This is a genomic window from Flavobacterium lacisediminis (assembly GCF_025909975.1).
GTDB lineage: Bacteria > Bacteroidota > Bacteroidia > Flavobacteriales > Flavobacteriaceae > Flavobacterium > Flavobacterium lacisediminis.
This window is the reverse complement of the sequence record NZ_JAPCIO010000012.1, coordinates 1-23,272: the sequence shown is the minus strand read 5'-3', so window position 1 is coordinate 23,272 and position 23,272 is coordinate 1. Positions and strand designations below refer to the sequence as shown.

20 protein-coding genes are annotated in these 23,272 nt (G+C 30.9%); 17 read left to right on the top strand and 3 right to left on the bottom strand.

The window, feature by feature from the left end:
• Nucleotides 1-58: 58 nt before the first annotated feature.
• From dnaN to OJ995_RS12855, 8 genes are all read left to right on the top strand, one after another.
• A complete protein-coding gene (gene dnaN / locus OJ995_RS12890; protein ID WP_264369807.1) occupies nucleotides 59-1,177 on the top strand; it encodes a DNA polymerase III subunit beta in 1,119 nt (372 codons plus the stop codon).
• A gap of 285 nt (nucleotides 1,178-1,462) precedes the next feature.
• Entirely contained in the window at nucleotides 1,463-2,854 is a 1,392-nt protein-coding gene (gene mnmE / locus OJ995_RS12885; protein ID WP_264369806.1) for a tRNA uridine-5-carboxymethylaminomethyl(34) synthesis GTPase MnmE, read from the top strand.
• 148 nt (nucleotides 2,855-3,002) lie between these two features.
• A complete protein-coding gene (locus OJ995_RS12880; protein ID WP_264369805.1) occupies nucleotides 3,003-4,133 on the top strand; it encodes a tyrosine-type recombinase/integrase in 1,131 nt (376 codons plus the stop codon).
• A gap of 4 nt (nucleotides 4,134-4,137) precedes the next feature.
• Nucleotides 4,138-5,133 (top strand): hypothetical protein, encoded by a 996-nt coding sequence (locus tag OJ995_RS12875; protein WP_264369804.1) that lies wholly within the window; start codon nucleotides 4,138-4,140, stop codon nucleotides 5,131-5,133.
• A gap of 75 nt (nucleotides 5,134-5,208) precedes the next feature.
• Entirely contained in the window at nucleotides 5,209-5,502 is a 294-nt protein-coding gene (locus tag OJ995_RS12870) for a helix-turn-helix transcriptional regulator (RefSeq protein ID WP_264369803.1), read from the top strand.
• A gap of 92 nt (nucleotides 5,503-5,594) precedes the next feature.
• Nucleotides 5,595-6,830 (top strand): primase-helicase family protein, encoded by a 1,236-nt coding sequence (locus tag OJ995_RS12865; protein WP_264369802.1) that lies wholly within the window; start codon nucleotides 5,595-5,597, stop codon nucleotides 6,828-6,830.
• Between the two features lie 207 nt (nucleotides 6,831-7,037).
• Nucleotides 7,038-7,901 (top strand): DUF8464 domain-containing protein, encoded by an 864-nt coding sequence (locus tag OJ995_RS12860; protein WP_264369801.1) that lies wholly within the window; start codon nucleotides 7,038-7,040, stop codon nucleotides 7,899-7,901.
• A 120-nt stretch (nucleotides 7,902-8,021) separates the two neighbouring features.
• Nucleotides 8,022-8,810: a plasmid recombination protein gene (locus tag OJ995_RS12855; protein ID WP_264369800.1), complete on the top strand. Its 789-nt coding sequence runs from the start codon at nucleotides 8,022-8,024 to the stop codon at nucleotides 8,808-8,810.
• A gap of 14 nt (nucleotides 8,811-8,824) precedes the next feature.
• Here the strand turns inward: OJ995_RS12855 and OJ995_RS12850 are convergent, their stop codons facing one another.
• Nucleotides 8,825-9,367, bottom strand: a complete 543-nt coding sequence (locus tag OJ995_RS12850; RefSeq protein WP_264369799.1) for a hypothetical protein — start codon at nucleotides 9,365-9,367, stop codon at nucleotides 8,825-8,827.
• Between the two features lie 474 nt (nucleotides 9,368-9,841).
• On the opposite strand from OJ995_RS12850, the gene OJ995_RS12845 reads away from it, so the two are divergent.
• Genes OJ995_RS12845 through OJ995_RS12815 form a run of 7 tightly spaced genes read left to right on the top strand, consistent with a single transcriptional unit; the run spans nucleotide 9,842 to nucleotide 20,190 of the window.
• Nucleotides 9,842-11,464, top strand: coding sequence for a type I restriction-modification system subunit M (locus tag OJ995_RS12845; RefSeq protein WP_264369798.1), 1,623 nt, complete (start codon nucleotides 9,842-9,844; stop codon nucleotides 11,462-11,464).
• 3 nt (nucleotides 11,465-11,467) lie between these two features.
• Nucleotides 11,468-13,465 (top strand): reverse transcriptase domain-containing protein, encoded by a 1,998-nt coding sequence (locus OJ995_RS12840; protein WP_264369797.1) that lies wholly within the window; start codon nucleotides 11,468-11,470, stop codon nucleotides 13,463-13,465.
• Nucleotides 13,466-13,475: 10 nt separating this feature from the next.
• Entirely contained in the window at nucleotides 13,476-14,741 is a 1,266-nt protein-coding gene (locus tag OJ995_RS12835; protein WP_264369796.1) for a restriction endonuclease subunit S, read from the top strand.
• Nucleotides 14,742-14,751: 10 nt separating this feature from the next.
• Nucleotides 14,752-15,444, top strand: a complete 693-nt coding sequence (locus OJ995_RS12830) for a hypothetical protein (RefSeq protein ID WP_264369795.1) — start codon at nucleotides 14,752-14,754, stop codon at nucleotides 15,442-15,444.
• A gap of 26 nt (nucleotides 15,445-15,470) precedes the next feature.
• Complete coding sequence (locus OJ995_RS12825; RefSeq protein WP_264369794.1) at nucleotides 15,471-18,470, top strand: type I restriction endonuclease subunit R; 3,000 nt, start codon at nucleotides 15,471-15,473, stop codon at nucleotides 18,468-18,470.
• A 48-nt stretch (nucleotides 18,471-18,518) separates the two neighbouring features.
• Complete coding sequence (locus tag OJ995_RS12820) at nucleotides 18,519-19,145, top strand: hypothetical protein (protein ID WP_264369793.1); 627 nt, start codon at nucleotides 18,519-18,521, stop codon at nucleotides 19,143-19,145.
• Entirely contained in the window at nucleotides 19,138-20,190 is a 1,053-nt protein-coding gene (locus OJ995_RS12815) for an AbiH family protein (RefSeq protein WP_264369792.1), read from the top strand. The genes OJ995_RS12820 and OJ995_RS12815 overlap by 8 nt, the downstream gene beginning before the upstream one ends.
• Nucleotides 20,191-20,219: 29 nt before the next feature.
• Here the strand turns inward: OJ995_RS12815 and OJ995_RS12810 are convergent, their stop codons facing one another.
• Nucleotides 20,220-20,528: a HipA N-terminal domain-containing protein gene (locus OJ995_RS12810; protein WP_264369791.1), complete on the bottom strand. Its 309-nt coding sequence runs from the start codon at nucleotides 20,526-20,528 to the stop codon at nucleotides 20,220-20,222.
• Nucleotides 20,529-20,804: 276 nt separating this feature from the next.
• On the opposite strand from OJ995_RS12810, the gene OJ995_RS12805 reads away from it, so the two are divergent.
• Nucleotides 20,805-21,149, top strand: a complete 345-nt coding sequence (locus tag OJ995_RS12805) for a helix-turn-helix domain-containing protein (protein WP_264369790.1) — start codon at nucleotides 20,805-20,807, stop codon at nucleotides 21,147-21,149.
• Nucleotides 21,149-22,441 carry a type II toxin-antitoxin system HipA family toxin gene (locus OJ995_RS12800; protein ID WP_264369789.1) on the top strand — a complete coding sequence of 431 codons (1,293 nt, stop codon included), beginning with the start codon at nucleotides 21,149-21,151 and terminating at the stop codon, nucleotides 22,439-22,441. The genes OJ995_RS12805 and OJ995_RS12800 overlap by 1 nt, the downstream gene beginning before the upstream one ends.
• Before the next feature lie 491 nt (nucleotides 22,442-22,932).
• Here the strand turns inward: OJ995_RS12800 and OJ995_RS12795 are convergent.
• Nucleotides 22,933-23,272: OmpA family protein (locus OJ995_RS12795; RefSeq protein WP_264369788.1), on the bottom strand; the 340-nt coding region annotated here is incomplete at its 5' end.

Sequence of the window (23,272 nt, the reverse complement as noted above, 5' to 3'; positions counted from 1 at the left end):
ATAATTAGAATATATTTGTGAAATATAAAATCAAATCACGATTTTAAAATACAAGATGATGAAGTTTATAGTATCGAGTTCGTATTTATTAAAACAATTACAAGTTTTAGGAAGTGTTATCAACAGTAGTAATACCTTACCTATCCTTGATAATTTCCTTTTTGAATTAGACAGCAACCAATTAAAAGTTTCAGCTTCTGATTTAGAAACAACGATGACGGCAACGTTAGAAATTGATTCTACGAGTCAAGGAAGTGTTGCTATTCCAGCTAAACTTTTATTAGATATCTTAAAAACATTTCCAGAACAACCGTTAACTTTTACTGTTGAAGACAATTCAACTGTAGAAATTAGTTCAAACTCTGGTAAATATGCGATTGCTTACGCACCAGGAGAAGAATTCCCTAAAGCCGTAGTTTTAGATGATCCTTCAAAAACATTAGTTCCTGCGGAAGTATTAGCAACTGCAGTAAGTAAAACAATTTTTGCAGCTGGAAACGATGATTTACGCCCTGTAATGAGTGGTGTTTTCTTCCAATTTTCACCAGAAGGATTAATCTTCGTAGCTACAGACGCTCACAAATTAGTAAAATACGCTCGTACCGATGTAAAAGCATCACAAGTTGCTGATTTTATTATGCCAAAAAAACCTTTAAACATTTTAAAAGGAATTTTAGGCGCTTCTGACGCTGAAGTTTCAATTGAATATAACGATTCAAATGCTACGTTCTCATTTGAGAATTATGTGTTGACTTGTCGTTTAATTGATGGAAAATATCCAAACTACGAAGCAGTTATCCCAAAAGAAAATCCAAACAAATTATTAATTAATAGAGTTCAGTTTTTAAACTCGGTTCGTCGTGTGGCTATCTTTGCTAACAAAACAACGCACCAAATTCGTTTAAAAATTGCTGGAACTGAATTGAATATTTCGGCAGAAGATATCGATTATTCAAACAAAGCAGACGAGCGTTTAACTTGTGATTACCAAGGAGACGATATGCAAATCGGTTTCAACTCACGTTTCTTAACGGAAATGTTGAATAATTTATCAAGTGATGAAATCCAATTAGAAATGTCGATGCCAAACAGAGCGGGAATTTTAACTCCAGTAGACGGCTTAGACGAAGGCGAAACAGTTACTATGCTAGTAATGCCAGTAATGTTGAGCAACTAATTTACAATATTTGATTTTACAGAATTAAATCTGAAAATCTTATTACCAACCTTAACTAACTTTAAAAACCACTTAGCTTCGGCTTTAGTGGTTTTTTAATTTTTATTTAAACTCAAGGATTAAATTTAAACGCAAAGAGGCAAAGTTTTTTCGCAAAGAACGCAAAAGAAAACTCGGTGTAACTTAGCGCTAAACATTGCGGGACTTTGTGTTACTAAAAAAACTTTCAACTTCTAACTCCTAACTTCTGACTTTAAATTATCTTTGCAGAATTAAATTTAGAACATGATTCCACAAGAAACCATAGTTGCGTTAGCTACACCGTCTGGAGCGGGTGCGATTGCTATTATTCGATTATCCGGTGCAGCTGCTATTACAATAGCTGCTGAAGTATTTCAATCGGTTTCTGGGAAAGATATTACGAAACAGAAAACCCATACCATTCATTTAGGACATATTGTGGATAATGGAAAAGTGTATGACCAAGTGTTACTTTCTATTTTCAAAGGTCCGAATTCGTACACTGGGGAAAATGTAATTGAAATTTCGTGTCATGGTTCTACTTTTATTCAACAACAAATTATCCAATTATTGCTTCGTAGAGGCGCTAAAATGGCTCAGGCAGGTGAATTTACCTTGCGTGCTTTTTTAAACGGGAAATTAGACTTATCACAAGCGGAAGCGGTTGCTGATTTGATTGCTTCGGATAATGAAGCGTCTCATCAAATTGCGATGCAACAAATGCGCGGTGGTTTCAGTAACGAAATTGCCAAACTGCGTGAAGAATTATTGAATTTCGCTTCCTTAATCGAATTAGAATTAGACTTTGCGGAAGAAGATGTAGAATTTGCCGACAGAACTCAATTTCATGATTTATTAGAACGCATTGAGTTTGTTTTGAAACGTTTGATTGATTCGTTTGCAGTTGGGAATGTAATTAAAAACGGTATTCCAGTTGCGATTGTGGGAGAACCAAACGTTGGGAAATCGACTTTATTAAATGCTTTATTGAATGAAGAACGCGCGATTGTTTCCGACATTGCAGGAACAACTCGAGATACGATTGAAGATGAATTGGTTATCAACGGAATTGGTTTCCGATTTATTGATACGGCAGGAATTCGTGAAACACAAGACCATGTAGAAAGTATCGGAATTCAAAAGACTTTTGAGAAGATTGAACAAGCTCAAGTTGTAATGTTCCTTGTTGACAGTACCGAATTAACAATGGAAAGCTTAGAACGTTTAAAAGTGGAAGTTGAAAAAATTAGAAACAAATACCCACAAAAAGCTTTACTTACGATTTTTAATAAAAAAGATAAACTAGAAGAGAGTTTACTTCAAAATCTAGAATCACAAATTGAGAATTCAATTTTCATTTCTGCAAAACAAAAAGTAGGTATTGAAGAGTTAAAAAATGAATTAATGTCCTTTGTAAACACTGGTGCTTTGAGAAATAACGAAACCATTGTAACTAACACACGTCATTACGATTCTTTACTGAAAGCTTTAGAGGAAATTCAGAAAGTAAAATGGGGATTAGATTCAGGTATTTCTTCTGATTTAATGGCAATTGATATTCGAAGCGCATTATATTTCTTTGGTGAAATTACTGGTGAAGTTACGAATGATGAATTACTTGGGAATATTTTTGCTAATTTCTGTATCGGAAAATAAAACCGCTTTCTCTTGATTTACTTTTTGTTCTTTTACTTGACTAGCAAGTATTTACAAGTCTTTATACTTGTTTATGATTTACCTTATTAGTACATTTGTTTCATCTCATGTACACCTTCATACTAAAAAGGTGTAAAAATGTACACCTATGAAAATCACTTTAAAAAAGAAAAAGCTTAAGAACGACAAGTACAGTCTTTACCTTGAATATTATAAAGGCTCACAATTAGATAAAGACGGTAAAAGAATTCATATAAGAGACTTTGAGTATTTAAAACTATATCTTCATCAAAATCCACTTACTGCTGCTGAAAAGAAAGAAAACAAAGAAACTGAACTTTTAGCGGAGCAAATTCTATCTATCAGAAAAGCTGAATTCTTTCAAGGCAAGTTTGATATTAAAAATACTTCAAAATCAAAAAGACGCTTCCTGGATTTTTTTATTGAAAAAACTGAAGAGAAAAGCGATTCCCCAAAAAACTACGGAAACTGGACCGCTACATTTCTACATTTAAAAAGATGTATCAATCCTAATTTACTATTTGAAGAGATTGATGAAGAATTTGTGAAAATGGTTCGTAACTACTTTGACAAGGAAGCAAAAACTAAAAGTAATTTACCTCTTTCCCTTAATTCAAAATACTCCTATCTGAATAAATTTAAAGCATGTTTGAGAGCTGCTTTTGATGAAGGCTATCTATCGATCAATTATGCTTCAAAAATCAAATCTTTTGAGCAAGCTGAAAGTCAAAGAGAATATTTAACCTATCAAGAATTACAAGCTCTCGCTAGCACAAATTGTAAATACCAGGTACTTAAAAATGCTTTTATTTTTTCCTGTTTAACTGGATTGCGTTGGTCTGATATCAATACTTTAACCTGGGGCGAAGTTAGAGATGAAGACAATGGAATTAGTAGAGTAAATTTTCGACAAGAAAAAACAGATGGTGTTGAATATTTATACATCTCAAGTCAGGCAAGAGCATTACTAGGTGAAAGACAACAACCTTCAGAAAGGGTTTTTAAAGGTTTAAAATATGGAGCGGTTTACAATAATGAGATTGTACGTTGGTGTAACAGAGCCGGTATTTCAAAACACATTACTTTCCATAGTGCTCGACACACAAATGCTGTGCTTTTACTCGAAAATGGAGCAGATATTTATACCGTTTCAAAACGTCTTGGCCATCGAGAGATCCGAACTACAGCAATTTACGCTAAAATTGTAGATCAAAAAATGAAAGAAGCAGCCAACTTAATTCCTGAAATAAAACTTTAGTAAAATGATATATAATTATTACAAGAGAAAAGAAAAATATTTTAAAATTTTAGATATTTTAAGAGGTGATTTACTTACAGATTCTGAAATAAAATCTGTAAAAGCGAATGTCAAAAAAATGAATGAATACCATTTTTTTAATCTTCTTAATGATTTAATATACTACAAATCAATTCATAATTTAACTATAAAAGAACTAAGTTGTTTTTTTATAACTGAACAAAAAGTATCCTACGAAAATTACTTGTTGCCTTTTATGGATTCATTTGATGATAATAAACATGTGTATGAAACATATTTATCTTTAAATTTCAGAAATGAATTAGAAAATATAGTTGATTATCTGATTAACACTAAAGAATATCCTAAATCAACTCTCAGAACAAAACTCTTATATCTTAAGGATTGCATTTATAATAATAACTTTTTAATGATAGAATGTGCTAAAGAATCTTTCATAAGTTATTGTGATAACATTGAAAATTCAAATGAAAATAGTACAAAAATATCCTTCTCTCTTGAAGTAATAGGAACACTAAATGAATATGAAAATGAATTAAATTCAATAATTAAAAAAATCAATAAAAAAATAGACTCTTTGAATACAGTAATACCAAAACGAGGAAATTATTTGGTTGACTTAGATAATGAGTTATTAAAAGATCTTTATTCATTGCTGGAGAAAAACATGTTTATAGATCAAAATAAAACTACTCAAAATCAATTTATTCAAGTATTAAAATCTAACTGGGAAGATCATAATTCAATTATTCATCTTGAAATGGATAACAGACAATTTTATACCTTCATTTCTAAAATGGATGAGTACTTAGGCTTTAAAATTTCAATTCCCTCAATTGAATTTGCTGAGAACATTGAAAATAAAAATGGTAAAATCAAAGCAAACTCAATATATTCTTCTAAATCAGGAAAAATAATCCCTCCAAAAAGAGAGACAGAAATCGATTATATTGTAAAAAAAATTAAATCAAAAGTTTAAGATTCTTAAACACTTAATCTTTTTTTATTTTCCTATCATGACATTTGTTTTCATAATCTTAAAAAATGAAAAAATATGAACTCAAATGAAACAATTATCATTGAAAAGCTTAATAAGCTTGAAACATTACTAGTCAGTAGTGTAAAACAAATTTTAACAGTAGAAGATCTAATTAATTACACTGGATTCTCTCGTAGTTATATTTACAAATTAGTACACAAGAATATACTACCGTATTCTAAACCAAATGGAAAAACTTTGTTTTTTCAAAAAAACGAAATTGACAACTTTCTTCTGCAAAATAAATCCTCATCAATTTCACAAATTCAACAGAAAGCAGTTGACTACACTTTAACTTCCAAAAAATAATGCGCTCAACTTCCGCAAAACTGAGCGCATAAATTTATCATTAACTAATAGTTCCTTATACCGCAAATATAAGGATAAAACTGAATTGAACTATGAACTTAGATATTCCTTATATCCGAGTAGGAACCTCCTACTTCAAAATCATTGAAAAACCTTTAATATCTGGTGATAAAGTTAAGGTTATGGTCAGATGGAACCGAGAAACCATCATTAGTGATCATGGAAAAACATTTGTCGAAAAGATTCTTAAACTAGATGGCTTTTGCTGTATTCCCAATCATCTTGATTACAATTTAATTATCGAAAACTTTTATAACACTTATAATGAATTAGACATAAAACCAATAGAGGAAAATTTATCATTACATCAACTTGAAAATAATATTCCAAACTCATTAAAGTTTGTCAAACACGTGTTTGGGGAGCATTTTGAATATGGATTAGACTACATAAAAATTCTATATGAACGGCCTACTCAAATTCTACCCATACTCTGTTTAATTAGTAAAGAAAGAGGAACCGGAAAAAGTAGTTTTATCAAATGGATGAAATCCATTTTCGGCTTAAACATGACTTATATTAAAGGTGATGCTTTTAACTCTCAATTTAACAGTGATTGGGCTAGTATGGTGATAGTAGCAATTGACGAAGTGTTCTTTGACCGAAAAGAAATAACCGAACGTTTAAAATATCTCTCTACCACAGATAAAGACAAAATAGAAGCTAAAGGAAAAGATCGACAAGAAATTGAGTTCTTTGCAAAATTTATTCTTTGTTCTAATAACGAAGATAATTTTATCCAAATAGATGATGAAGAAATTCGTTTCTGGATTAGAAAAGTAAAACCACTTCAATCAGAAGACGTACATTTTTTAGAAAAACTTAGACAGGAGATACCTTACTTTTTAAAATACCTTTTAACTCGAGAGTATAAAAGCAAACAGAAAACTCGAATGTGGTTTACTCGTGAACAAATTATGACTGATTCATTAATGAAGTTAATGAGTAATAACAAGGTTGAACTTGCATTACTTGAACTATTTAATGAGTGTTTCGAAAAAACTGAAGAAACAGAACTTTATGTATCACCAGGAGAAATTTTAATAATGCTAAAAAGGATAAATCCTAAGCTCTATATTGAATCTGCCAATGAAATAAGAAAGATTCTTAAAAAGTGGAATTTAGAGCCTGAAAATAACACAAAATCATATCAAGGAATTGAATTTTTGAGTCACGGAGAATTTGTAAAAATTGACCGAAGAGGACGTTTTTACACCATAAAAAAACCTTTTTTCTCTAAAATTTTTGATGCAGTGATGCAGAAATAGGTTAAATAATTAAATAACAACAAGTTAGCTTGCATCAAACTTTGCATCAAACTCAAAAAACACCCTTTTTGATGCAAGACTGATGCAGAAAATAAAACAAGTTTGATGCAGTGATGCAAGAGTGATGCAGAGTAAAGTACTGAATTACAAACAATTAAATCTTTTCTGCATCACTGCATCAAAAAAAATCAAAATTTTTACTTTACAATGAATATCGAAAAAGCAAAGCAAATTCCAATAGAAGAAGTTCTGAAAAAAATGAATTTTAAACCATCAAAAACTAATGGTTTTGATGTCTGGTTCATTAGTCCATTTCGAGACGAAAAAACTCCTTCTTTTAAAGTAAATACAAAAATTAATCGGTGGTATGATCACGGAATCCAAAAAGGAGGAAATATCATAGATTTTTTGCAGCTGAATAATAATTTAAGTATTTCCGAAACATTGAAATATCTAGATAATCTAACAGATGGAGTTATTTTTTCTTTTCAAAAGCAAGAACTTTCTAAAAGCTTCAATAATGAAGTCACTAATGAAATTGAAATTATTAAAACGATTGGAATACAGCATTATGCATTAAAAGATTATTTAGAAAAAAGAAAAATTCATTTAATAGACAACGAACCTAATCTTGTAGAAATTCATTATCAGCTTAAAGAAAAAAAGTACTTCGCTATAGGTTTTAAAAATAAAAGCCAGGGATTTGAAATTCGGTCTAAATATGCTAAAATATGTATTGGCAAAAAAGATATCACTTTAATTGAGAATCGCTCAGATACAATCTGTGTGTTCGAAGGATTTATGGATTACCTCTCCTATCGCAATTCAATTTATCAACTTGAAGAAAAAAATTGCGACTATTTGATTCTAAACTCAGTTGCCTTAATCAATAAATGCGAAACCATTTTGAATAATTATAAAGCAATTGAACTCTACTTAGATAATGACAAACCAGGAGAAAAATACACAGCTGAAATCTTATCAGTTTACAAAAATGCGATTGATAAAAGAGGTTTGTATTTAAAATATAAAGATTTAAATGATTGGTTAATTAACACGTCAGAAGAGTAAACCATTCGGGGATGTTATAGCTCACTAGAACTAGGTTGATTTTATGTTATTTTCTTAGGAAGAAATCAACCTAGTTCGTGAGCTCTCCCGAGGGGGTCTGCGACGCTAAAATTAGAACATATGGCTAAAAGCTCAATTCATTTTGAAAATGTAAAAAATACTAGTCAAACCCATAATTTAAGAAAAAGGGATTTCGATTATGTTAGAAAAGATTTGACTCCTTTGAATAAATCATATGGAGACATGAAACCACATCCAGAAGTTATTGATGAATTTAAAAAAATTATCAAAGAAAAAACTGGTAGAACAGCTCAAGCAAAAGCAAAATTCTTAATCGAGGGAGTTTTCTTATTTACCGAAAAACATTCAAATGAAGATTTGGTTCAAACTGCAAGAGAATTTGGCTCAAAATTCAAGGTTATAGTTAAAGAACTTCATATTCATAGAGATGAAGGTCATTATGACAAACAAACCAAAATATGGCATCCAAATTTACATGCGCATATAGTAGTCGAAAATATCGACAGGAATACAGGAAAATCAATAAAATGGAATAAAGAAGATTTATCAAGTATCCAGGACTTTTTTGCTCAATCATTAAAAATGGAACGGGGAATAAAATCAGATAAAAAGCATTTATCTGCAATTGAATACAAAATCCAAAAAGAGCAAGAAGATTTAGAAAGACTTTTAACTAATCAATTAATTACTGCCAACAAAGATTTTCTAGTAATTCAAGGCTTGATTTTAAGAGACTTCAAGAGAAATGTATTAGATGATGAAACAAGTAAAAAATTTATTGATTTTGTAGCTAATCACCCTTTAAAAAGAGATTATCTTAATAAATTAGAAGAAGTTAATAAAGTAAATCAAAAAACACAAGGGAATAAAAGAAGACTCGGACGTTAACCGAGTCTTCTCAATTACAATTTCATATCAAAATTTCCAATTGCTCTGATTGTATTTTCATATTCTTTCAGTGATATACTATCATTTTTTTCTAAACTAATGTGAAAAATTTTTTCAAATTTAATGGCAAAAAACATGAAGATATATTCACTTACTATCCCCTCACTGAGATAATTCCTCATTAGGTCTAAAAAGAACTCATATTCTTCTATTATCTCCTCCTCTGTCAAAAAAATCTCATCTTTATCATTATCCATCAAGTACTTCATAAACAATACGTGCATAGTTCTTCTATCTTGAGTAACAATATTTGTAATGATTTTTCTGTATAAAGGGGTAAGTTGATATAGATATAATCTTAATTTTTCCTCAAAATAGTATAATTTATAGGGTTCTTCAAAATCGAAATTTCGTCTTCTAGACTCTAAATATTCTTTAGATAATTTTGCAGAAGTTGAATTTACAAATTTTGGTGAAATACTTAAATTGAATAGAATCAGATTAACAAAAGGTTCTACTAAATCATAATTGTAAGTAATTTGATCTTTATAATTCATAAGCATAAAAAAAATGCGTGAGACATTAGCCAACCGAAATAGAGGTACTAGGAGACCCAAAAACCAGAAGACTACGCCCACGCAAGTATTTTTACTGCACAGGCGTAAGCCTATTAATTTTGGGTTTTTAAGAAGATTCCTAGTTTTCTATTTCCAAATTAATAGCTTACGCGATTAAATATATTTTTCTGATGTAAAAATAGAAATTCTAATCCAATTCTTTTTAGTCTTTTCTCTTTCTTTTTTCAACAGTCAAAAAAAGAAAATAAAGACAAACAAAAGCAACAAACTAGCGGAAACTATTTTTATCATTTCATTTACGGTTTTCCTCATTTATTTTATTTTCCCTTTGTTTACTCTTGTTTCCAATGGTACCCCCGTAAAAATACCTGGTATCAAAAACAGGTATTTTTACGGGTTGTAAATACCCTTTTTTTTCGCTATGTTTGGAACTATAAGATTTTTAAAACAAATATGAGTAAAACTACCGTAAAAGCCGATATTAATTTTGAACAAGAACTTTGGAAAGCTGCCAACGAATTGCGTGGCGCAGTAGCTGAAAATCAATACAAAGACTATGTGTTGCCGATGATTTTCTTAAAGCACATGTCCGAGCGATATGAGATGCGTAAAGAAGAATTGACGGCTTTAGTACACGACAAAAACTCTAATTATTTTACGACTGACGAAGCAGAAATCAACTATGTGTTGGAAGATGCGGATGAATATTTATCTAAAAATGTATATATCATTCCCAAAGAAGCTACTTGGGAATACTTAAAAGCCAATGCCGAACAAGACAACATCAAAGTAATTATAGATGATGCTTTTGATGTGTTAGATGCTACTTTGGCAAAGTTTAGACCCGATTTAAAAGGGATTTTACCACGTATTTTTGTAAAAAGCCAATTGACGGCACGCCAAGTGGGTGGACTGATTAATTTGCTTTCTAATCCTAAGTTATCGCAAAAGGAAAACCCTGAAAGTGATGTGTTAGGACGTGTGTATGAATATTACATTGGAAAGTTTGCTTTGGCAGAAGGTTCTGGTGCGGGGCAGTTTTTTACGCCTGGCAGTATCGTGCGTTTGATGGTAGAAATGATTGAACCCTATGAAGGTAAAATCTTTGATGCCGCTTGTGGTAGTGGCGGTATGTTTGTGCAATCGTTGAAGTTTTTAGAAAGTCATGGAGGCGACAAACGTAACATTGCTATTTATGGACAAGAGCGCTATGATGGAACGCTGCGTTTGTGTAAAATGAACTTAGCCTTACGTGATTTGTCTTTTGATGTACGTTTGGGCGACTCTTTATTGAACGACCAGTTTCCTGATTTAAAAGCCGATTACATTATTGTAAACCCACCTTTTAACGTGAGCCAATGGCACCCAGAAGACTTACCCGAAAACGACCCACGATTGTTTGGACCGAAAGAAGAATTTGCTACCGATGGTAATGCCAACTTTATGTGGATGCAAACCTTTTGGAGCCATTTGAGTAACAAAGGAACAGCGAGTGTAGTAATGGCAAACGGCGCAATGACCTCCAACAATAAAGGTGAGAAAAACGTGCGTGAGTTTATGGTAAACAACAATATGATTGATTGTATTGTACGTTTACCCGATAAATTGTTTTTAACGACAGGCATACCTGCGTGTATTTTTATATTGAGTAAGAACCGAGACGGCAAAGACGGCCAACACCGCGAACGTAAAAACGAAATCTTATTCATAGACACCAGCAAAATGGGAACTATGGAAAGCCGTAAACTACGTGTGTTTACCGATGCCGATATTGACAAAGTAGCCCAAACCTACCACGCTTGGCGTAACAACCCCGATTGTCATGCTGAACTTGTTTCAGCATCTAATACAACCTACAGTAACATAGACGGCTACTGCTACGCTGCCACTTTAGAAGAAGTACAAAAACAAGACTACAAACTAACTCCAGGTATTTATGTAGGCACCGAAGAAGTAGAAGACGACGGTATTTTGTTTGAAGACAAAATGGCAAGTTTACAAGCTACTTTACAAGAGCAGTTTGCGAAAGGAAATGAGTTGCAGCAAAAGATTATAGAAAACTTTAATAAAATTTAATTTATGCCTAGAAATTTTAATTTAGGATTTTATATCAAACAAGAGCATATATCAAAAGCTGTAGACTTGTTGAGTTTGCAATTATCTCAGACAAACCCTTTATATAATGTTTCAGATTTATCTATTTACAAAAATGATACAACTCCAATTGAAATTGAAAAGTTTTATCAGGAATATGTAAAAAGAGATGCGTTTTATTATTTTCAAAATAAATTTTTCTCACTAAGTTACTATAATATTCAAAGAGCTTATAAGATAAGAGAATTTCATTTTCTTTCTAAAGATTTACTTGTAATGTATTATTCTCTAGGTTTTTATATTTATGAATTATTAGAAAAGTATATTAATGATATAATTGAATTATCTTCAAAAAAATCTTTTAAAACATTTTATGGCGGAAGAATAAATTTTGAAAATCCCAATAATTCAAATATTTTTTACTATCAAGACTATCAAGAATTTTTAAAACTAAAAGAAAAATACACAGAGCCAGTTGAAGGTAAGATTAAATATGTAATTTCATTAGATATTAAAACATTTTTTTATAGTATTGATCATCAACTTTTATTAGAAATTATTGATAGGAAATCCAATCCAACATCTAAGAAAAAGAATAATTATGATGATTACTCTAAAGAAGCTATAGAGTTTTTTTTAAAATTTATAATGGCAGATACAAAAGGTTTACCAGTATCATCTCAAAACATTTTTTCAAGTTTTTTAAGTTCAATTTATTTATCTGATTTTGATGAGTTCATAGTTGATAATTTTTTAAATAATGAGAAGTTTAAATATTTAAGATATGTTGATGATTTTTATTTAATTTTTGAAGAAGATTCTGAAAGGAATACAAGAGAAATTAGAGAAGAAATCTATACAATTGAGAATAAAATAGCTGATTTTTTAATTGATAAATTAAAACTTTCAGTAAGTACATCAAAATCAGACCGTACTATTATTAAAGATATAAATGATCAAATTGATTTTTTAAAATTAACTGGTTTTGAAAGTCCTTTTGAACAAGAGTTTGATGAAGATTTTTTAAATGATTCTATTTTAAAAATAGATATTGAAAATAAAAAAGCACCAGAAATATTTGATAATTGTATTGATATACTTGTCTCATTAAAACAACAAACCAATCAATTATCTCAGCTTGAAATTGATAATAAAGATTCTGCTTTTTTAAATTACATTTTGATTCACAAAGAATGTTTGAATTATTCAAAAAGTAAAGAAGCAATTAATAAAATTATAGAATCCCAAATATTTAGTGATTTTGAATGTTTAGACTTCATCTTAATAAAAAACAAGGTAATACTTCATTTATTAACAATTGATAAGGAAATAAGATTAAGTTTCTTTGAAGCTTTAAAGAACTCCTTTTCAAATAATAATAGCATAACTCAAAAAGTTTCGGTTTTAGATAAATTTTTACATCAAATACAATTTTTAATTGGCCAACTTAAAGATGCTAAAAAAGAAGAATTAGAAAAAGAGTATGCTTATTTTATTTCTGAATCAAAAAATATACTCAATAATTTAATTCAATTAGAAAATAAGTATTTTTCAATTTTATTTAAAAGTATTGATGATTCTTTAGCTCTTAATAATTTTAGACCAATTTATAATCCTGCCTTTTTATTAGATGACAATTGTATAGCATTAATTCAGCAAATTAAGCAAAGAGTTGTTGGTGAAAAATTAGGTTATTATAATGTTTGTTTCAATCATTTTTTAAATGAGTTTCAATATTTTTTTGAAATAAAACATATGGAATCTAAAGAAGTTAAATCATTAGAAATAAGAAACAAAATGTCAGAACTTGGATTTAAAGTTGGAGAAATAAACTTTGTAGATCATTTTTTTGAAAGAAGAAATCAAAATTCAATTTCTCATACAAATAAGACAGATATTGGTTTTTGGGGAGTAAGTAAACAAGAATATCTACACTACAACGAAAACTTATTACCTATTATTGAAAAAATATTTTTATCATAAAATAAACTAAATGCCAAACAACTGGAAAAAATATAAACTCGGAGAACTCGGAGATATTAAAGGAGGTAAGCGTTTACCAAAAGGAGAGGCTCTTATTACAACCAAAACAAAACATCCTTATATTAGAGTTACTGATATGGGTACAAGAACAATTCCAATTGAAAAATTACAATATGTTCCAAATGATGTTTTTCCTAAAATTTCAAGATATATAGTAAACAAAAATGATTTAATTCTTTCAATTGTGGGAACAGTTGGTTCAGTTTCAATAATTGATGAAAAATTAGACAATGCTAGTTTGACTGAAAACTGCGTTAAAATAACCAATCTTAAAAATATTGATAGCGAATATTTATATTATTTTTTAATTTCTGATATTGGACAATTTGAGATTGTTAAAGGGATAGTTGGTTCAACTCAACCTAAGTTGCCAATTTATAATATTAATAATCTAGATATAAGTTTACCTTCTTCTATCCAAGAACAAAAATCCATCGCCTCAATCCTTTCCGCCATCGACGACAAAATCGAAAACAACCTATCCATCAACAAAACCTTAGAAGAAATGGCTATGGCGTTATACAAACACTGGTTTGTAGATTTTGGACCGTTTCAAGACGGTGAATTTGTAGAAAGCGAGTTAGGAAGGATTCCTAAGGGTTGGGAGGTGAAGAGATTGGAGAATTTTGTAGAAGTTCTTTCAAAAGGTACTACTCCAAGAATGAAAGATGTTGAAGGATTAGAGAGAAAAATACCATTTCTAAAAGTAAAAGATATTAATTCTGATGGAGAAATAAATATCAATGGACTTGAATTAATTCCTGAAGAAACTCATTTGAAGGATTTAAAGCGTTCTATACTTCTTGAAAATGATTTGTTGTTTTCAATTGCTGGAACTATTGGTAGAGTTTCAATTGTTACTGAGAAGTTGAATAACTCAAATTGTAATCAAGCTTTAGCTTTTATTAGACTTAAAGAACGAGAAAAGTTTAAAGCAATTATATATTATTGGTTAAAATCTGATGATGTTCAAAATAAAATCCAAAATTCAATTGTACAAGGTGTACAAGCTAATGTTAGCTTAACAGTTTTAAAAGAATTGGAATTAATAGAACCATCAAATGAAATATTAATTGATTTTGCAAATAAAGTAAATCCTATTTTAGAACTTGTTTTAAAAAATCAAAAAGAAAACCAAACCTTAACCCAATTGCGGGATACTTTATTGCCTAAGTTAATTAGTGGTGAGGTACGATTGAAGGAGTTTAGGAATTAAAAAATAGAATATGGCTATGTATGGTTATTCAGAGCGAGGTATTATAAATTCATTACTATTTACAATAGGTAATGATGTATCGCTTATGAATGAGTTTATCAGTCTTATCAATATACCCACGCTTTTTGAACAGGGTAAACCAAAAAGCTATGATATTTTGTTAGAACAATCTTTTTCACAGTTTGGTGATGCTGATTTAGTCATTATCATGCACTATGAAAACAATCAAAAAAGTAAAGTATTATTCATAGAAGGAAAAGTCAAAACCTATCAAAAAAAGCATTGGAGTATTCAAAAACAATATGAAGAATTTAATAAAGAAGGCAAAATCAAAAAGAATACATCCAATTTATTTTTTCAATTGCATCTAAAAAAACTACTAATCGATAATGCTGAAAAAATTAGTAATAATGAGATAGTAGAAGAACCGTGGTATGAGACCCAAAGAAGTATAGGCAAAAACGATATTGTTAAAAATGCCTTTAATAAAGTAAAAAACTGTGATGCTTATTATATAGGGTTAATCCCTTCCACACAAAATGAAATAAATAATTTTGTAAAAAGCAATGCCAACTCTGATACGGTTACTATTCTTAATAGTATGCATTTTCTAACTTGGCATTTAGTAAAAGAATTTTGTGAAAATAAGGAATTAGAGGCAGTATTATTAAATTTTAAGTACAACGAGCAGCAAATCTTTTAGTTGTAAGACATAAAGTAAATTATATTATGACAACAGAAGCCAAAATAGAACAAGCTACCATCGATTGGTTAACCGATTTAGGGTATAGCCACATACACGGCACTACGTTTACGTTTCCAGAAAGCGAAGTGGTGGACAAAGCTACGTTGCTAGCGTTTATAAAACAACAGCATCCGCATTTGCCTGTGGAGTTGTATCCGTTAATTGTGGCGGAGTTTGTGAACAATAAAGGCGCTGATTTGTTGTATCGCAACCGCGATTTTCATTTAAAACTAACCAAAGGGTTAGATTACGAATACCAAGACGCGAATGGAAACGAAAAAGCCGTTCACGTGTATCCTATAGATTTTCAAAACCCTGAAAACAATACGTTCTGGGTAGTGAATCAATTGAGCATTAAAGGCAAAAACAAACGCCGTCCTGATGTGATTGTGTATGTCAATGGTTTGCCTTTAATTGTTTTTGAATTGAAAAACTGGTTTGATGAAAACACCAATTTACAAGAAGCATTCAATCAAATTCAGCACTACACCAAAGATATTCCACTCTTGTTTGAATACAACGTTGCCACCATAGTAAGCGACGGTAACGAAGCCCAACACGGTATGTTCAATGCTTCCAACGAATGGTATGCGGCTTGGAAAAGTATTAACGGCACTACCATAGTAGAAGACGATTTTCAGATGCATACCTTGTTATTAGGTTTGTTTCCAAAAGAACGCTTACTAAATTACATTAAAAATTTTGTCTTTTTTGAAGACCATAACGGCACTTTGATTAAAAAAGGTGCAAAATACCACCAATTCTTTGGAGTAAACTTTGCTGTTGAAGCCGCTAAAAAAGCCATTCGCCCTTATGGTGATGGACGTATTGGGGTCATTTGGCATACGCAAGGAAGCGGAAAAAGTATTTCGATGGCAATTTACGCAGGTATCTTACGAAGCCTACCTGAATTGAAAAACCCTACTATCGTAGTACAAGTCGATAGAAGTGATTTGGATTTTCAGTTGTATGAAAACTTTGTCTTGGCCAAAGACTTAGTAGGCGATGTTCAACATGCCGATTCTACCGATGATTTAAGACGTTTACTTTCTACAGGAAGTGGCGGAGTGGTTTTTACCACGATAGAAAAATTCCGTTTAAAATCTGGAAATGATGAAACCTTAGGAGAATTAGAACATCCTATTTTATCAGAACGCGAAAATATTATTGTGATGGCTGATGAAGCCCACCGAACGCAATATGGTTTGTTAGATGGTTTTGCTTCTAATTTGCGTAAAGCCTTGCCTAATGCTTCGTTTATAGGATTCACAGGAACGCCAGTAGATAGCAAAGATGCCGATACGCAAGAAGTGTTTGGAGAAACCATTCACGTGTACGACATCAAACAAGCTGTAGATGATAAAGCAACGGTTCCAATTTATTACGAACCACGTTTAGCCAAGTTGCATTTAGCGAATGAAAATTTAGATTCGGATGTGGATTCGCTAACTTGGGAACAAGAAGATAGTGGCAATTTAAAATGGGCAGCTTTAGAAGATGCCGCAGGTTCGCAAGAACGTGTAGAAAAGATTGCCAAAGACATTTTAAAGCATTTTACCAATCGTACCGAAACCTTACCAGGAAAAGCCATGATTGTGTGTATGAGCCGAAGAAATAGCGTGAAAATGTATGAAGCATTAACGCAATTAGAAGGTTGCCCTGAAATTGCTGTGGTGATGACAGGAAATATTTCTAAAGACCCAATTACATGGAATCCGCACATAAGAACCCAAGAAGCTACCGAAGCATTAAAGAAACGATTTAGAAATCCGAAAGACCCATTGCAAATTGTAATTGTTCGTGATATGTGGTTAACAGGATTTGATGCGCCTTGTGTGCATACGATGTATGTAGATAAAATTATGAAAGGGCATAATTTAATGCAAGCCATTACCAGAACCAACCGTGTTTTTAAAGATAAACCTTCGGGAGTTATTGTAGATTATATTGGTATTGGCGACCAACTACGAAAAGCAACCGATAAATATACGGGTGGCGGTGGAAAAGGAGAGCCTACTATTGATATGGAACAGGCTTTGAATATGTTCTTCAATCAAGTGGAAGCTTGTAAAAATATGCTACCTGAAACTATAGATTATAGTCAGTGGAAAGCTTTACGTGAAAGTGATAAAATGTTGTTGGTAAAACAAGCTTTAAACGCTTTATTAAAATACGATGAGGTTGCCGACCAATTTATGATGGAAGAAAAGAAACTGACTGGCTTGTTATCCATTGTAAAATCGCAACCCGAAATTCAGGAATTTGCCATTGATATTTTGTTTGCGCAACACGTTTCAAAAGCAATACGAAATGCTAAAACGGTAAAAGGAAATGGTAGAGCTACTCAAAACGAAATCAAAGAGTTGATTAGTAGAAGTATCGAATCGGATGATATTATTGATGTATTTGCCATGGCAGGTATTGAGAAAGCCGATATTTCCATTTTAGATGAGCAGTTCTTATTAGGCGTTAAGAAAGATAAAGACAGCATTACGATTAAGATTGAGCTTTTAAAGAATATTTTGAAAGACGAAATCAGAATGCGTTTGCCTCAGAATATTAAAAAATACACTTCACTTAAAGAAGAATTAGAAAAAGTAATTGACCGTTACCACGCCAATGCTATTGATTCTTATACTACAATAGCAGAATTAGTAGAACGTGCTAAAGAAATGCAAGACGAAGACAAGCGTAAATCGGAATTAGGTTTGTCAGATGAAGAGTTAGCGTTCTATGATATTCTAGCCGCTAAAAAAGACATTATCAACGAAGCGGGTCCAATTCAAGACGTGGTTCACAACGTAGTTAAAGCCGTTAAAAGCAACCTCCAAATCGACTGGACCAACAAAGAAGATGCGAAAGCCGCCATTCGTTTAGCAGTCAAAAAAGAATTGCGTGGTAAAGTAAGTATTTTAGAATTAAATGCAATCCTTCAAGAGATAATGGAACAGGCAGAAGGACAGTTTAAAGAGTGGAGGGCTTAGTTTATTATTATGTTTGAAAGTAAAAAAATAATTGAGTTTCAAAATTTCTTGAAGCAAGATACTTTTAATCGATATGAATCTTGGAAACATTGTTACGAAGCCTTTAATGATATTTCAAAAGACAATGATTATTTAGCATTGCATCTTGGTTTTTATTTGGCAAGTTGGGGCATGTATCGAGGTTCAACAGGTTTACTGCAAAAGGATTATAAAATCCATGTTGGTGCAGTGGCTATCATAAAAAATTATCATAAAGACTTGAGATGTTCCAAAGATTTTGAAGTTTCAAAACAGCATATAGGAACAATTATCCAACTTAAAAAAGAGTTGTATGATTATTATAATGGCTTCTTATATCAGACTAATAGAAACACTTTTGAAAAGAAGCCTCCAACAGATACTTTGTTGTCAAAAATAGTATTAGGAACCTTAGGATGTAATCCAGCTTTTGATCGATATTTTAATGATGGTGTAAAAGTAAAAAAAATCAATGCGATAAAATTCAATACTAGTTCACTAGAGTTATTAATGGATTTTGTAGAAAATAATAAAAATAAAATATTAGAATTACAGGAATTATTTTTAAAAGAAGATAAAGAATACTATCCCCTTTTTAAAATAGTTGATATGTATTTCTGGAATGAAGGTTTTAAAAAAGGAATCTCAAATGAATAGACTTATTATAATTGGAAACGGCTTTGATTTAGCTCATGGATATAAAACCAGTTATTCTAATTTTTTAGAAAATTATTTGATACAAATTTTAAATCAATACTTTACTAAACATGAATATGAAGATGAATTAATAAAATTTAATTATCAAGCTATTCAATTTAATCAACCATTTGAAGGGGTTAAATCAATTGACGAAGCCTTTAATCACATCAAACAAATCCGAGAGAGATTACCAAAAGTAATAGAATTTAAAAGTAATTTTTTTGAAGAATTATACAATCAATTTAATCATCAAAGATGGGTAGATATAGAAAATCATTATTTTTCGTATCTAAAACGTTATTCAAAAGCTTCAAATAATGATTTAAAAGGAATATGTCAACTGAATAGTGAATTTGAATTTTTAAAAAGTAAGTTGGTTGAATATTTAAAAAGAGCAACTTCCGAGATTAGACGTGGTAGAGTTAATCATATAGCAGAATTAACAACTAAACCATTTGAGCAAGAGGAATTTGTAGATATTTTAGGGGAAGATAGAATTCCTAAACAATTATATTTCTTAAATTTCAACTATACAAACACAATTGAATATTATACACCATATATACCTAAAACCTTTATGTATGATGTTAATTTTATTCATGGTGACTTAGAAAATATCGCAAATCCAATAATTTTTGGTTATGGAGATGAGCATGATAATGATTATTTAGAAATTGAAAAAAGAAATATACATGAACTATTAAAGCATATCAAATCTTTTCAATATTCTAAGACTTCTAACTATCATAATTTGCTGCGTTTCATACAGGCAGAACCATTTCAAGTATATGTTTTAGGACACTCATTAGGTCTTTCTGATAGAACGATGCTTAAAGAAATTTTCGAACATGATCATTGCAAATCAATCAAACTTTATTACCATCAAAAAAATGAAATTGAAAATGATTTTACTGAAAAAGTCTATGAACTTGCTAATCATTTTACAGATAAAGGCTTGATGAGAAAAAAGTTAGTCCCATTTGAAAAATCTAAAAAATTGTAGTCTAGTTTGTTTTATCTTATATGACTATTTCATCCCTCTAATTTAATAGTTACAGCACCTACCAAATTACCTCCAACTGCTAATAATTGAGAGAAGTAATCATAAGGATTAATATTTGTATTTTTCAATAAGCCTTCTAACATGGATCCTTCAGGAAGTAATCCATCAAAAAAAGGCGGAAATGAATTATAGCTATACCTTTTTTGACTTATAGGCATCGTTAGTGAAACTAAATCGCCTTTGTAGTTATTATCATATTCGAAATAATATTCAGTTGATGAAATTTCAGTTAACACACCTGCTCTAATATTGTGAACATAAACAATTGCTTTTCTCATAATTACTCTTTTACCAAATTTACCTTTTTTCTGTAAAATAATTAAATCATGCGGTGAATAAATAGTTTATTCACCGCATTTTTTGCAGTAAAATTTATTATATCTTATAAATTTAAAACACAAGTAAAACAGGTAAATACCAATATTAATAAATAATAAAAGCATTAAAACCTGTATTTACCTACATAAAAAATTAAAATATTCACCTATAATACATTATTAATCACTATATTTGTTGGGAAATACCAATTATAATAATAATTTAACTCAATAAAGATGGAAAATACCAATATAAATTGGATTGCCATGAGTGATTCAGCTATCGTAAGTCAAATTGGAGCATTCATTAAAAATGAACGATTGAATAGTAACAGAACGCAAGCTCAATTAGCAAAAGAAGCTGGCATAAACAAATGGACGTTAGGTCAAATTGAGAATGGTGAAGCCATTACATTACTTTCATTAATCCAAATATTAAGAGCTTTAGGTGTTTTACCACTACTAGATATCTTTTCAATCAAACAAGAAATAAGCCCTATAGAACTCGCAAAAAAAGCCCAACAAAAAAGACAACGCGCTAGAAACAAGGATAACAATACTACTAAAAAATCTGACTGGTAATGATTACAACCGCTTTTGTAAAAATATGGGGAGAAACCGTTGGTGCCGTTGCTTGGGATAAAGCAACAGGCATAGCAAGTTTTGAATACGATCCTAAATTCATAAACACTAAATATGATTTAGCCCCAATAAAAATGCCGATTACTAATAGTAATAAACGTATTTTTTCATTTCCAGAACTGAGAGATGTAAAAACATTCAAAGGATTACCTGGGCTATTAGCCGATGTATTACCTGATGATTATGGAAATCAACTTATTAATAGTTGGTTAGCACAAAATGGTCGTCCTGAAAACAGCATGAATCCTGTAGAACTTTTGTGTTTTATAGGCACACGTGGAATGGGTGCTTTGGAATTTGAACCATCACAACTGAAACCAAATAAAAGAGCATTTGATATTGAAATTGATAGTTTAGTAAACATCTCTAGAAAGATGCTTACTAGAAAAGAAAGTTTTGAAACCAACTTAAATGTGGATGAACAAAAAGCAATGCTAGATATTCTTAAAATAGGAACTTCAGCAGGTGGTGCTCGTCCAAAAGCAATTATAGCTTATAATGAAAAAACCGGGCAAGTAAAATCAGGACAAACGATAGCTCCAAAAGGTTTTGAACACTGGCTAATTAAATTAGACACAATTAGCGATGTACAGTTTGGAGAAAGTACAGGTTTCGGAAGAGTCGAGATGGCATACTATCTTATGGCTAAAGCATGTGAAATTGATATGATGGAATGTAGACTTATGGAAGAAAACGGAAGAGCTCATTTTATGACAAAACGTTTTGACCGTGAAAATGGAGACCAAAAACACCATATACAAACCTTGTGTGCCATGCAGCATTACGATTTTAATCAAATAACAAGTTTCAGCTATGAACAATTGTTTCAAACGATGCGTATATTACAACTTCCTTATCCACAAGCCGAACAAATGTACAGAAGAATGGTGTTTAACGTTATCTCAAAAAATTGTGATGATCATACCAAAAATTTTGCTTTTAGATTAAAAAAGGATTCAGAATGGGAATTAGCTCCAGCCTATGATATATGCTTTGCATATAGTCCTGACAGCACATGGGTAAGCCAGCACAATTTGAGTTTAAATGGAAAAAGAAAAGACATAACTAAAGAAGACTTGTTGATGGTTGCAAAAGCAATGAATATTAAAAAAGCGGATAACATTATAAAGCAAATTAGTGATACTGTAAACAAATGGAATACGTTTGCAGAAATCACGAGCGTGGAAGAAAGTTTGAAAGAAAAAATTAAAAATTCTCACTTAATTTTATAAAGAAATATAGCATTGAGAAAACAATCAAAATAGGTTTTAAAACCAGAAACAAAAGCTTAAAATTACTGCTATAGCGGTAAAAAATAGCATTTTAATAAATTTATGCGGAGGGTGTCTAAAAAGTAAGAATTTGTCATTCCGAATTTATTTCGGAATCTAAAATTATTGAAAATCAGTAGTTTATAAAAGCTGAAACGAGTTCAGCTTGACAAGATTAGGACTTTTAGGACAGCCTCCACATAATTTGCGGAGATTGTATATTTTTTCTTTCGAAAGCCTAAAAAATCGTAAATTTGTAAAAATTATTTTTTTCCTTTAATAATTAATTTTCGTAACACCCCGAGTACACCTCTACCCTCTTTAACCCCTTTAAATAAAGAGAAAAAAGATATTGTATCGGGAAATAGATTATTATGAATTAATTTTAAAAGAAAAAGCACCACTTAAAACAAGTGATGCCTTTTCAACTAAAAATCAACTATAAACTATCTTTATTTCTTCACAATTAAGAATTCACTTCTTCTGTTTTGTGCGTGTTGTTCTTCGTTACATGGCTTGCAAGCTACTTTTGGTTCGCTTTCTCCAAATCCTTGTCCTGAAATTCTATCTTTTGCTATTCCTTTGCTGATTAAGTATTGAACAGTCGATTTTGCTCTTCTGTCTGATAAATTCATATTGTACTTATCACTTCCTCTACTATCGGTGTGTGATTTTGCGAATATCACCATGTTTGGGTTTTCGTTCATAACTGCAACTAGCTTATTTAACTCTGCAGCTCCATCTGCTGTAATATTGCTTCTGTTGAACTCAAAGTAGATTGGTTGTAAAATA

Bases quoted from the DNA above. Each gene is read 5' to 3' on its own strand.
- dnaN (WP_264369807.1), top strand. From the start codon at position 59: ATGAAGTTTATAGTATCGAGTTCGTATTTATTAAAACAATTACAAGTT.
- mnmE (WP_264369806.1), top strand. From the start codon at position 1,463: ATGATTCCACAAGAAACCATAGTTGCGTTAGCTACACCGTCTGGAGCG.
- OJ995_RS12880 (WP_264369805.1), top strand. From the start codon at position 3,003: ATGAAAATCACTTTAAAAAAGAAAAAGCTTAAGAACGACAAGTACAGT.
- OJ995_RS12875 (WP_264369804.1), top strand. From the start codon at position 4,138: ATGATATATAATTATTACAAGAGAAAAGAAAAATATTTTAAAATTTTA.
- OJ995_RS12870 (WP_264369803.1), top strand. From the start codon at position 5,209: ATGAACTCAAATGAAACAATTATCATTGAAAAGCTTAATAAGCTTGAA.
- OJ995_RS12865 (WP_264369802.1), top strand. From the start codon at position 5,595: ATGAACTTAGATATTCCTTATATCCGAGTAGGAACCTCCTACTTCAAA.
- OJ995_RS12860 (WP_264369801.1), top strand. From the start codon at position 7,038: ATGAATATCGAAAAAGCAAAGCAAATTCCAATAGAAGAAGTTCTGAAA.
- OJ995_RS12855 (WP_264369800.1), top strand. From the start codon at position 8,022: ATGGCTAAAAGCTCAATTCATTTTGAAAATGTAAAAAATACTAGTCAA.
- OJ995_RS12850 (WP_264369799.1), bottom strand. From the start codon at position 9,367: ATGAATTATAAAGATCAAATTACTTACAATTATGATTTAGTAGAACCT.
- OJ995_RS12845 (WP_264369798.1), top strand. From the start codon at position 9,842: ATGAGTAAAACTACCGTAAAAGCCGATATTAATTTTGAACAAGAACTT.
- OJ995_RS12840 (WP_264369797.1), top strand. From the start codon at position 11,468: ATGCCTAGAAATTTTAATTTAGGATTTTATATCAAACAAGAGCATATA.
- OJ995_RS12835 (WP_264369796.1), top strand. From the start codon at position 13,476: ATGCCAAACAACTGGAAAAAATATAAACTCGGAGAACTCGGAGATATT.
- OJ995_RS12830 (WP_264369795.1), top strand. From the start codon at position 14,752: ATGGCTATGTATGGTTATTCAGAGCGAGGTATTATAAATTCATTACTA.
- OJ995_RS12825 (WP_264369794.1), top strand. From the start codon at position 15,471: ATGACAACAGAAGCCAAAATAGAACAAGCTACCATCGATTGGTTAACC.
- OJ995_RS12815 (WP_264369792.1), top strand. From the start codon at position 19,138: ATGAATAGACTTATTATAATTGGAAACGGCTTTGATTTAGCTCATGGA.
- OJ995_RS12810 (WP_264369791.1), bottom strand. From the start codon at position 20,528: ATGAGAAAAGCAATTGTTTATGTTCACAATATTAGAGCAGGTGTGTTA.
- OJ995_RS12805 (WP_264369790.1), top strand. From the start codon at position 20,805: ATGGAAAATACCAATATAAATTGGATTGCCATGAGTGATTCAGCTATC.
- OJ995_RS12800 (WP_264369789.1), top strand. From the start codon at position 21,149: ATGATTACAACCGCTTTTGTAAAAATATGGGGAGAAACCGTTGGTGCC.